The organism is Streptomyces sp. NBC_00203, from assembly GCF_045206325.1.
Classification (GTDB): Bacteria; Actinomycetota; Actinomycetes; order Streptomycetales; family Streptomycetaceae; genus Streptomyces; species Streptomyces lutosisoli.
On record NZ_CP108126.1, the window covers coordinates 3,369,538 to 3,381,683 of the forward strand.

Genomic DNA, 12,146 nt, shown 5'->3' on the forward strand with positions numbered 1-12,146 from the left:
AGACCATGTCCCTGTGGCCCGTCTACACGGGTGGGAGCGAGCCCCACGACGGCATCGCGAAGCTTCCCGCGCCGCCGCCGTGGCGCGACTTCGACGGCGGCCCCGAGCTGGACACTCCCGCCGAGGACGACGACGCCTCGGCCGCGTCCCCGGACCGCAGGCACCGCGCCCGCACTTATCGCGCCACGGACCGCGCGGTCCAACTCGTCAACGCGGCCCTGTACTTGCGCCGCCCGCTCCTGGTGACAGGCCCTCCTGGCAGCGGCAAGTCCTCGCTCGCGTACGCGGTGGCAAGGGAGTTGAAGCTCGGCCCGGTCCTGCGCTGGAACATCACCAGCCGCACCACGCTCCACGACGGCCTCTACCAGTACGACCCGCTGTCCCGTCTGTACGACGCCGGTCGCGCCGCCGCGCGTGAACTCCCCGCGGACAGCGAGCTCCAGGACCATCTGCGTCTCGGCCCGCTGGGCACCTCCCTCCTCCCCTACCGCCGCCCCCGCGCCCTCCTCATCGACGAGATCGACAAAGGTGACCTCGACCTGCCGAACGATCTGCTGAACATCCTGGAGGAGGGCGAGTACGAGATCCCCGAGCTGGTCCGCGCCGCCCGGCACACACCCGGCGCCGAGGTGATGATCGCCGGCACGGACGACCGCGTGACCGTCTCCCGGGGCCGGGTCCGCTGCCGCGCCTTCCCCTTCGTCGTCCTCACCAGCAACGGCGAGCGCGAGTTCCCGCCCGCCTTCCTGCGCCGCTGCGTCCGCCTCGAACTCCATCAGCCGCGCGACGCCCACCTCGAAAGCATCGTCCGCGCCCACCTGGGCGAGCCCGACGCCTACGCCCGCGACCTCATCACCCGCTTCCTCTCCCGCGGCACCGGCGGCGAACTCGCCACGGACCAGCTCCTCAACGCCATCTACCTGACGGGGGTGGCGGGCATCGACACGGCGTCGCGGGACGACCTGGCGGAGCAGCTGATGCCGTATCTGAGCCGGACCCAGGACGACGATGAGTTCTGAGGGGGAGGGCGGCTCGCACCATGGCCGGGGCGGGGGTGGTGGTGCGCTTCCGCCCTGGGCGCCCGTGGCCGGCGGGCCCGCCGCGCTCGCCGAGCTGCTGGGGCAGGTGACCGGCGGAGAGGCACCGACCTCCGTCGAGCTGGCGGAGTTGTTGTGGCTCGCGGGACACATCGCGGCGCCGCGGGAGGAGACCGGCGCGGACCCCCGGGCCGGCGAGAACGCCGCCTCGGCCCGGCGGCCACCGGCAGAGGCATCCCCGCAGCCGGACACACCGGCTCAGGCGCCGCAGGACGGACCCGCCGAGGCCCCGCACCGCCCCGACGAGCGCGTGCCCCTGCGGCTGCCCGACTCCGGCACCGGCACCGGCGATGAGGATGGAAATGGGCATGGGGATAGGGATGGGGATGACACTTCCGGCGATCGGAGGAGTGGCCACTACACGACCCTCCTCGCGCCCGCTCCCCCGATGCTGCCCCACCCCCTCGCGCTCCAGCGCACCCTGCGTCCCCTCAAGCGGCGGGTGCCCGCGCCCGTCGGGCAGGAGCTCGACGAGGAGGCGACCGCGCACCGGATCGCGCGGCTGGGCGCGGCACCGCGCTGGTGGGTGCCCGTGCTGCGCCCCGCCACCGAACGCTGGCTGACCCTGCACCTGGTGTACGACGCCGGGCCGACCATGCCCGTCTGGCGCCCGCTCGTCCGTGAACTGCACACCGCGCTCGCCCAGTCGGGCGTCTTCCGCACGGTGGAGCTGCACCGGCTGACCGTCGACGGGACGGTACGGCGCCCCGGCTCGCAGGAGTCGTACGCGGACGGCCGTACGGTCACCCTCCTGGTCAGCGACTGCATGGGCCCGCAGTGGCGGAGCGGCCCGGCGGGCACCCGCTGGTACCGCACGCTGCGGCGCTGGGCGGCCCGGATGCCGGTGGCCGTGCTCCAGCCGCTGCCCGAGCGGCTGTGGCGCACCACGGCCCTGCCGGCGACGACCGCGCGGATCGCCGCGCCGTGGCCCGCGGCGCCCAACTCCACGTACACCGTGGACTCCTACGCCACCGATGCCCTTCCGACCCCGGGCAGGCTCCCGCTGCCCGTCCTGGAACCGTCCGCGCCCTGGCTGGCGAACTGGTCGTCCCTGGTCGCGGGGTCCTCCCCGCTCCCCGGCTCGGTCGCCCTGCTGGACTTCGCCCCGGCACCCGCCCCGGTGGACGACCTGGGCCGCGGCGACGTCGAGCAGCTCTCCCCCGAGGAGCTCGTCCTCCGCTTCCGCTCCCTCGCCTCCCCGGAGGCCTTTCTCCTCGCCGGTCATCTCGCCGTAGGGCGCCCGGAGTTGCCGGTGATGCGACTGGTCCAGGCCGCCATCGAGAGGAACCCGCAGCCCCAGCATCTCGCGGAGGTGATCCTCAGCGGAGTGCTCAGCAGCACCCCGGGCGCCCCCGGCTCGTACGCCTTCCGCCCCGGCGTACGCGAACTCCTCCTGCACACACTGCCGCGCACCGCCCACAGCCGTACGGCCGAACTCCTCGGCAGGGTGGGCGCGTTGATCGACGCGCGGGCGGGGGTGGCGGCCGGGGAGTTCGCGGTGCTGGCGCCGGGGGGCGCGGATGCCACGGCCGGGGGCGAGCCGTTCGCGGCGGTGCGGGAGGAGAGTGTGCGGCGGCTGGGCGGGGGGTCGTCGCCGAAGCATGCCGGGCTCGTACTCGGCAGGTACCGACTCGTACAGCGGCTGGGCCGGAGCAGGCAGGTGACGCGGGCGGAGGACACGCGGAGCGATCGGACCGTGGCGGTGCACGCGTACGCCTCGGTCGGTCCGGAGCATCATCAGGCGTTCCTGGACGACGCCCGGGCGCTTGCCGCCGTCGAGCACCCGAACGTTCTCACCGTGCACGACTTCGGCATCGACGGGGGCGTCCCGTATCTCGTCACGGAGTTCGTGGACGGGTTCACCGTGCGGGAACTCACGGCCGAGGGCGGCTTCCGGATGCCTTTCCCCCTGCTCGCCCCCCTGGCGCAACAGGTTGCGGGGGGCCTCAAGGCCGTACACGAGCGCGGCATCGCACACGGCCGGCTCACGCCCGGCAGCTGGTTGATAGCCGGTCCGGACGCCACCGTGAAGGTCGCCGGCTTCGCGCTGGGGACGGAGCGTGATCGCGGCGAGTCGAAGGATCTCCGCGACTTCGGGTACCTGCTGAGGGAGCTGTCCGGGGAACGGAGACCGGTTCTCAGCGAGGTTCCCAGCGCGTTCCGGAGCCTGTTCGACGACGCCATCACCCCCCTCACCTCATCGGACCCGGCGGCCCAGCGCCGCGGCAGGGACCTCTTCCTGACTCCCTCCTTCGACCAGGTCCTGGACTCCATCACGGCGGACCGGTACCTCTACCGCCTGCTCGGCCCGGTGCAGATCCGCGCAGGTGACCGCGCGCTGCCCGCCGGCTCCCCCGAGGAACAGGCCCTGCTCTGCATGCTGCTCCTGCGGCCGGGCAGGACGGTGACGTACGACGAACTGGCCCAGGGGATATGGGGACAGCACCCTCCGGAGCGCACCGAGCAGCTCCTGTCGTCGTACGCCTCCGGCCTGCGCAAGACCCTGGGTCCCGGAGTCCTGGCCACCATCGCGGACGGCTACGCCCTGCACGCCGCCCAGGCCGACGTCGACCTGTATCACCACACAGAGCGTGTCGAGAGGTCACAGTCCCTCCGGGACGCGGGGGACCCCGTGGCAGCCCGCGACGCCATCCAGGACGCCCTCAATCTCTGGCGCGGTGAACCCCTCGCGGGCGTCCCCGGCCCCTCCGCCCGCGGAACCCGCGCCCGTCTGCTCCCCCTCCACCAGAAGGTCCGCGCCCTGCGCGCCGAACTCGACCTGGGGCTGGGCGACTTCAACCGGGCCGCCACCACCCTCGACGACCTGCTCCAGGAGGCTCCCGAGCGGGAGGAGTTCCGTCGCCTCCACGCGCTCGCGCTCCAGGGGCGGCAACCCGACCGCCCCACCATTGTCGTCGAGTACGCCGAACCCGACGTGGACCCCCACACCCACAACGTCGTCGGCCGCACCCTGTCCTGGCTGCTCGCCCTGAGCGACATGGCCCCCAGCGAGTACGAGCTGCTCTCGCGCGACAACGGCTACCTCGTGATCACCGAACCCGATACCTCCGTACTGACCACGCTGAACGCGGTGCTGCGCGAACTCCCGGGCGCGCTCCTCGAATTGGAGGACCCGCCGAGGCTCCAGGTGACGTTCTGGCACACCCCTCAATTCCCCGGCGCGGACCGCACGACCACCCCACGCGACCTGCTGCCCGCGTTCGTCGGCTCCGACGCGGACATCGTGGTGCTCCTCTCCCCGGAACTGCTCATGGAATGGACGCGCGCCAAAGGGGTCGAGCGGGACCGCTTCCTGCCCCTTCACGTCGGAAGCCAGGGCCAGACCTTCGCCTGGTACTGCACTCTGGACCTCCCGGAACGCACCCCCGAGCCCGAGCCGGTCCAACATGACCTGGTGCGCGGCCCGTTCACGATCCGCGACACCTCCCGGATCATCCGTATCCCCGAGCAGGGCCGCACCGCCGTCGTACACACGGAGCCCGACAACTCGCTGGCCCTCCTCAACCCCAACCGTCCCCTCGCCAAACGCCCTCCCCGCTCCCTCATCACGTACTACGAGGTCGACCTCACCACACATCAGGCCAGTCACGTGCTGCTCCTGCCCAGCTCCGGCCGCAACGCCTTCGCCGCATCGGCCGAACTGTCCTGGCACGTCGACGACGCCGTGGCCTTCGTCCGCAGCGAAACCCACGACGTGTCCGGGCAGCTCTTCCACCACCTCGTCAGGGAGGCCGGCCGCATCACCCGCCGCTACCCGCCGGGCCGCGGCGGCGCCGCCCAGCGCGCGGTGCACGAGGGGCTGCGCAGATGGCCCGTGCCGGGGCTGTCCGTGGCGTGCGCGGTACGGCTGCGCGCTGGCTCCCCTGCGCCCCAGGCTCCGCCCCCGGACCCGGCCAGGAACCCGGTCAAGCGCAGGGCAGAGGCGAGGCAGAGCTCCCTGGCCGCCGTCCTCGGCGGCGCCGAGTGTGTGCTGCTCGGCTTCGACGGCACGGTGGGCCACCTGTGGTCCGGGCAGGCTCAGCACAGGGTCACCCGCGAGCTCACCGCGCTCTTCGGGGAACTGAGCGGAACGCCACTGCTGCCCGCGGACGCCTCCGGATCGCCCCTGGAGGGGTACTCCGACCCGCTGGACCTGTTGCGCGCCCTCGCGCACCACCCGCTCGGAAGCGAGCTACGCCGGGGACTCGATCGCTTCGAGGCAAGTGCCGTCCCTTCAGCCTGGCCTGTCCCTCACGCGGACGCCCTGATCCACGTGCTCGCAGCCACCGGCCGGGGGCCCTCCGTCGTCACGGACGCCTCGCCACGCGTGGTGACGTCCTATCTGGAGGCCCGTGGGCTGACGAACGCGGTGACCGGCGGAGTCCACGCACGTACCGACGACCTCACCCTGCTGATGCCGAACCCGGACTGCCTCCACCGCGCCCTGGACGAACTCGGCGTCTCCCCCTCGGAGGCCGTACTCATCGGCTCCTCGACCGCCGAGCTGCTCGCCGCCGACTCCATCGGCCTCCCCTTCATCGGCCACGCGGGCAACGAGCAGACCGAGCAACGCCTGACCCGAGCCGGTTGCGAACACACCGTCAGCTCCCTGGAACCGGTGCTCGAAGCAATCCGCACCGCCTAGGAGCGCCCCAAGTCCACCCATCCAGCCGCACCCCACCCGGCCCCCCACAAAAGGCGCCCCCGCACAGCCGACCGCACGATGCGAGAGAGGACCGCCGCCCGGCGGAGCCCCACGGTCTGCGCTCTCGGGAGGAACTGCCATGTCCGCCAGTCTGGAGCAGCTGCGCCGCTGTCATTTCGCCGTCGATCTGGGCGCGGCGAGGACCCGTGTGTATGTGAAGGGCGCGGGCCTGGTCGTCGATCAGCCGAGCGTCGCCGCGATCAACACGAAGACGGGCGCGCTGATCGCGGTCGGCGAGTTCGCGGAGAAGATGACGGGCCGTACGCCCGACTACATCCGTGTCATGCGGCCGGTGACCGGCGGCTCGGTCGTCGACATCGAGATGGCCCAGCGGATGCTGCGCCAGCTGCTGGGCGACAAGGTCCGCCGCACCCTGCGCCGCAAGCCGCGGCTGCGGGCGGCCGCCTGCACCCCGCACGACGCCGACCCGCTGGCGCAGCGCGCCGCGATCGAGACGCTCGTCGGGCTCGGCGCACGGCGGGTCGAACTCGTCGACACGCTCATCGCCGCCGCGGTCGGCTGCGGTCTGCCCGTCGAGCGGCCCGAAGCCACCATGATCATGGTGTGCGGGGCCGCCGCGACCCAGCTCGCCGTGCTGTCGCTGGGCTCGATCGTCACCGCCGAGCGCATCCCGGTGGGCGGCGAGGCCGTCGACCACGCGATCGTGCAGCACCTGCGCCACCAGCACGAACTGATGCTGCCGAGTCAGGCCGTACGCCCCCTGCAGCTCGCCCTCTCCGGGAACGGGCTCACCCCGCACGGCCCGGCGTCGACGGAGATCCACGGGCGGGACGTGGCGACCGGCCTCGCCCGTTCGGTGCAGGTCGACACCGCCGCCGTACGCGATGCCATCCAGACCCCGCTGACCGCCGTACTGGACGGCATCGGCAAGGTGCTGCGCTCCTGCCCGCCCGACCTGGTGGCCGACCTCGCGGACCGCGGGATCATGATGGTCGGCGGGAGCGCGCTGCTCCCGGGGCTCGACCAGATGCTGCGGCAGGCGACGGGGATGCCGGTGCACATCGCCGAGCGGCCCGACGTGTGTGCCGTGCAGGGCCTCGGCTACATGCTGGAGGGCAAGATCGAGCCGCTGGCCCTGGACCCGCTGGCGGACTGAACCGCGCTCGCACCCCAGGGCCGACTTCAAGGGGCCTCGTATGACCGACCCCGTGCCCCGTCTCCCGACGCTTCTGGAAGCCGTCCTCAGTGTCGGTACCGACCTCGAACTGCGGGCCACGCTCCAGCACATCGTGGACGGCGCCGCCGAGCTGACGGAGGCCCGGTACGCGGCGCTGGGCGTGGTCGATCCGGGGCACGACGGGCTGGTGGAGATCCGTACGGTGGGCCGGCCCGAGACCGAGGCGGGCACCGAGGTCGACGCCGGCGCCGGCAGCAGCCGGGGCGTGGTCGGGCGGTCGGACGAATTCGTCGGCGTCCCGGTCCGCGTCAACGACGAGATGTTCGGGACCCTGTATGTCGCCGACAAGCGCGGCGGCGCGTTCACCGACGAGGACGAGCAGCTGCTGCGCGTACTGGCCACCCAGGCCGGCATCGCGATCGGCAACGCCCGGCTGTACGAGACCGCCCGGCAGCGCGAGCGCTGGATCGAGGGTGCTGCCGCCGTCACCACCGCGCTGCTGACCGGCGAGAGCGCCGCCGACGCGCTGATGACCGTCGCCGAACGGGCCCGGATCCTCGCCGGCGCCTCGGCGGGCGTCATCCTCCAGCCCACGGCGGAGGGCGGCATGGAGATCGTGACCGCGTCCACGCTCGACGACCCCGGGGACATCGTGGGCACCACCATCGCGCCCGGCAGTCCCGTCCTCGAACAACTCCTGGGCGGTGAACCGGTGTTCGTGGAGGACTCCGCGACCGACCCTCGGATGACGACCCACGTGCGCACGCGCTTCGGGCCGAGCATGATGCTTCCGCTCCAGGCGGACGGCCGCCTCATCGGCACGCTCGCCCTGCCCCGTCGGCGCGGCGACCGGCCGTACACCTCCGTGGAACGGCTGCTGGCCACGCAGTTCGCCTCGCAGGCCGCGCTGGCTCTGGTCCTCGCCGACGCCCAGCACGGCCGCGAGCGCCTCGCGGTCTACGAGGACCGCGACCGCATCGCCCGTGACCTGCACGACCTGGTCGTCCAACGGCTTTTCGCCACCGGCATGATGCTCGAATCCACGCAGCGCAGAAGCATGGGCGACGGGGCGGCCCAGGATGTGCACGCCGTCCTCGGCCGGGCCGTGGACGAGTTGCAGTCCACCATCCAGGAAGTCCGCACGGCCATCTTCGCGTTGCAGCAGCCGCCCGCGGACGCCCCCACCAGCTTCCGTGGCAAGGTGCTGCGCGAGACGGCGGGCGCGGCGGCGGTCCTCGGCTTCCAGCCGTCCACTCGGTTCACCGGCGCTGTGGAGAGCCGCATCTCGGAGCCCGTGGCCGGTCAGCTGCTGGCGAGCCTGCGCCGTGCGCTGGCCGCCGCGTCGCGCCGCGCCGGGGTGTCCGTCATCGAGGTCACGGTCGACTCGACGGCGTCCCTGCCCGACGGCCGCGCCGGCGTCCGCCTGACGGTCTACGACGACGGCGGCAGGGACAACGGCGGCACGGGCACGACGGTCGCCTGGGCGTCACCGCTGTGAGGCGCGAGCACCCGCCGAACTGACGTCCCGGATTCACCCGGACAGCGTAACGACCCACGTTCCGTCGTCTCCCGCATTGCTGTCAACCAAACCTCACAGCATTCAGGTGGAATCGGCCGATCCCGCAGGCCATTGCTGTTGATCTCATGTAGGGTCCGCCTAAGACGAAGAGATATCCCCAACCAGACTCGAAAGTCCTCACATGAACCTTTCGGTGACGCCGACGACGCACCACCCAGCCGCCCTCCGGCCCGTGCGCAAGCCGCACACGCCCCTGTCGGCCATCGCCCCGTCTGCCGGACGAGCGGCGGACATCCCCGGAAGGCGTCCAGTCAAGCCGATCACCTTCGACTCGGCGCTCTAGACGACACACTTCACCTTGGGCACACCGGCGGTAGCACGACTGCCGGTGTGCCCAAGGTTGTGCGCCGGAGCCCCCCAACTGCCGTGAGTGATCAAGAAGTTCGTGCTACACACCCCCTCCGGTGCCACTAGCCTTCGGCGGGTGAAACTGCAGCAGCTCGTCCTGAAGCTCCACAGCCGGTGCGACCTCGCCTGTGATCACTGTTACGTGTACGAGCATGCCGACCAGAGCTGGAAAGGGCGCCCGACCGTAATTTCCGAAGAAACGCTCGGAATGGTCGCCCGCAGATTCGCGGCATATGCGGAAGCGCATGAACTGCCGTCCGTTTCCGTGATCCTTCACGGTGGTGAACCCCTCCTCGTAGGGCCCACCCGGATGAGAAACATTTGCGCGGAACTCACTCGCACCATCACTCCGGTCACCACACTCGATCTCCGTATTCATACCAATGGCGTCCAGCTGAACTCCAGGCACCTGAATGTTTTCAAGGAATTCGGCGTCAAAGTCAGCATCTCGCTCGACGGCGACCGTGTGGCCAACGACCGTCACCGGCTCGATCGCAGACGGCGCAGCAGCTACGACCGGGTGCTGCGCGCGATCAGCCTGCTGCGTTCTCCCGAGTACCGGCACCTGTACAGCGGCCTGCTGTGCACCGTGGACATCGCCAACGACCCCCTCGCGGTGCACGACGCCCTCGTATCGCTTAAACCACCTAAAATCGACTATCTGCTTCCGCACTCGACCTGGGACAGCCCACCGCACAGACCGGCGGCCTCACCGACCGCGTACGCCGACTGGCTCCTCAGGATCTTCGACCACTGGGACCGGCAGGGGCGCACGGTGTCGGTGCGGACCTTCGACTCGGTCCTCAGCACCCTGCGGGGCGGTCCGAGCCTGACGGAGGCCATGGGGCTCGCTCCCAGCGATCTGGCCGTGGTGGAGACCGACGGCAGCTTCGAGCAGGCGGACTCGCTGAAGACCGCCTACGACGGCGCCGCCGCGACCGGCTACGACGTCTTCCGGCACACCTTCGAGGAGCTCGCACGGCACCCCGGCGTACGCGCCCGCCAGCTGGGCCTGGAGGGTGTCAGCGAAACCTGCCGCCGCTGCCCAGTGGTGGAGTCGTGCGGCGGAGGGCTCTACGCGCACCGGTACAGCAGTGAGCGGGCCTTCGACAATCCGTCCGTCTTCTGTGCCGACCTGAGCGTCTTCGTCGAGGGTGTCGCCGAGCGGATCACCAAGCGCGCGCCCTCCTCTGCCGTGCACAGTCAGGCCGAACTCTGGTGGGCCCAGGGCGAGTTGAACCGGCAGCTGCTCGCTGACGGCGCGGCCCGGCACACCGCGGAGCCGGACTGGGACAACCTGTGGCGGGCCTTCCTGGACCTGGACGGCACCGCGGACGTCATCCCCCATGTCGACGACGTCCTCGCTCACCCTTATGTGCACACGGCGCTGAGACACTCCCTCCATCACCCGGCCACCGTCGCACCGCTCGCCGCGGCGGCCGTCGCGGTCGCCGTGCGCGCCCGCGCCGACCTCAAGCTCACCTGGGACCAGGACGCTCCCGAGCTGCACCTTCCCACGCTGGGGACCCTCACTCTCCCCGAGCCCGGCCGGATCGAGGTCGCGGTGACCGCGGGCCGACTCCGGGTGCGTACCGCCACCGGCGACGAGTGCTCCCCCGAGGGCAACCCCACCGCATGGCACCCCCTGCGCACCGTCGGCCTCCCGGACGACACCCGCTTAGTCCTCGATGACGCCGACCCCCTCCGCGACTGCTACCCCGCGCCTGTCGCCCCTTCCCTCGCCCCCGGCGACCTCACCTCGTTCAGCGAACGACTGTGTACGGCCTATGAGTTGATGGACGAGCGAACGCCCGGCTGGCGTGACGGCGTCAACTCGCCGCTCGTCACCACGGTCACCCCGCTCGTGGCGGGCTCGGGAGTGCGGCTCGGTGCGCACGGGCTCGGCGCGCTAGGTGTGGCCGTCGACTTCGCACCGGAGGAGCTCGTACGGGAACTGCCGCGCACCGGACGGCTGGCACGGCTGACCGCGCTGCGGGCGACGGCGGATCTGAACGTGCCGGGCAGCGGGGCCGGGCGGCTGCTGGACGAGGCGAGCCGGGAGCTCGGCAACGCCACGTACTTCGCCGACGGCACCGGCGAACGCGCCGCCGCGCTGGAGCGGGCGGGCCACGCCCTGGAGCGGCTGGCCGCCCGCCCCGAGCGTGAACTCACCGAGACCGGTGTGGTGTTGGCCGAGGAGCTGCGAGCCGAGTGGGCGATCCACTGTGGCTGATGACCGCACCCAACTGGCGGACTTGTTCGACCGCGCCCGGCTGGCCGACTTCTTCCGGCGCGCCCAGCCCGCCAACCCGTTCCGACGGACCCCGCCCGCCAACCCCTTCCGCCGCACGCCGCCGGCCGACCCTTTCGACCCCACCCGGCCGGCCAGACCTTTCGGCCACACCCAGCAGGCCGGCTCCTTCGACCGCGCTCCCTTGGCCAGCCCTGCCAATCGCCGCCAACTCGCCCGCCTGTTCCGCAAGTTGGGAGTCGTGCGTGGCGGCATCCTGATGGTGCACGCCTCCCTCGGCGGGGCGGGGCTGCGCGACACCGACGTGCGGGACACGCTGCTCGATGTGCTCGGCCCCGACGGCACGCTCGTCGTGCCCACCTTCACGCCCGAGAACTCGTTCACCTCGCGGGCGTACAAGGCGCTCACCGACGGGATGTCCGAGGAGCAGGAGAAGGAGTTCCGGGCGTCGGTGCCTCCGTTCGATCCCGGGATGACCGCCTGCCCGACGATGGGCGTGCTCGCCGAGTGCGTCTGGACCACGCGGGGCGCCGTGCGCAGCGGGCATCCGCACACCTCGCTGGCCGGGCTCGGCCCCCGGGCCGAGGAGCTGCTGGCCGAGCACGATCCGCGCTGCCATCTCGGCGAGCGCTCCCCGCTGGCCAAGCTGTACGAGGCGGGCGCCCAGGTCCTGCTGTTCCGTGTGGGGTTCGAGGCGTGCAGCGCGTTCCATCTCGCCGAGTACCGGATGCAGCCCACGCCCCCGCAACGGGCGTACCACTGCGTGGTGGACGAGAAGGGCAACTGGACCTCGTACCAGGACATCGAGCTGTACGACGGGGACTTCGAGGCGATCGGGGCCCTGCTGCCGCGTGATCTCGTGACGGAACGGGAAATGGCGGGGAAAGCGGTGCTGCTCTTCGGGATGCGGGAAGCGGTCGACCGGGCGGGAGTCCAGATGTCTGGATATCGCCATGGATTGACGTGAAAGAGGCGACCCGTGCGGGCGCCCGGTGGGGAAGATTGTGGGTTCCGGCCAGGTGAACATC

6 protein-coding genes are annotated in these 12,146 nt (G+C 71.7%); all 6 read left to right on the plus strand.

Going from position 1 to position 12,146, the window contains the following annotated elements:
• Window positions 1-5 precede the first annotated feature (5 nt).
• The 6 genes from OG975_RS15315 to OG975_RS15340 all read left to right on the plus strand — a co-directional run bounded on the left by OG975_RS15315 (window position 6) and on the right by OG975_RS15340 (window position 12,085).
• Complete coding sequence (locus OG975_RS15315; RefSeq protein WP_406329705.1) at window positions 6-1,019, plus strand: AAA family ATPase; 1,014 nt, start codon at window positions 6-8, stop codon at window positions 1,017-1,019.
• On the plus strand, window positions 1,009-5,742 hold the full coding sequence (locus OG975_RS15320; RefSeq protein ID WP_406329706.1) for an SAV_2336 N-terminal domain-related protein: 4,734 nt from the start codon (window positions 1,009-1,011) through the stop codon (window positions 5,740-5,742). The genes OG975_RS15315 and OG975_RS15320 overlap by 11 nt, the downstream gene beginning before the upstream one ends.
• Window positions 5,743-5,881: 139 nt before the next feature.
• Window positions 5,882-6,919 carry a rod shape-determining protein gene (locus OG975_RS15325; protein ID WP_406329708.1) on the plus strand — a complete coding sequence of 346 codons (1,038 nt, stop codon included), beginning with the start codon at window positions 5,882-5,884 and terminating at the stop codon, window positions 6,917-6,919.
• Between the two features lie 40 nt (window positions 6,920-6,959).
• Entirely contained in the window at window positions 6,960-8,438 is a 1,479-nt protein-coding gene (locus OG975_RS15330) for a GAF domain-containing protein (RefSeq protein ID WP_406329710.1), read from the plus strand.
• A 466-nt stretch (window positions 8,439-8,904) separates the two neighbouring features.
• Entirely contained in the window at window positions 8,905-11,100 is a 2,196-nt protein-coding gene (gene fxsBH, locus OG975_RS15335) for a radical SAM/SPASM protein FxsBH, inactivated beta-hydroxylase extension form (RefSeq protein WP_406336279.1), read from the plus strand.
• Complete coding sequence (locus tag OG975_RS15340; RefSeq protein ID WP_406329712.1) at window positions 11,093-12,085, plus strand: AAC(3) family N-acetyltransferase; 993 nt, start codon at window positions 11,093-11,095, stop codon at window positions 12,083-12,085. Before fxsBH ends, OG975_RS15340 begins: the two co-directional genes overlap by 8 nt.
• Window positions 12,086-12,146 lie beyond the last annotated feature (61 nt).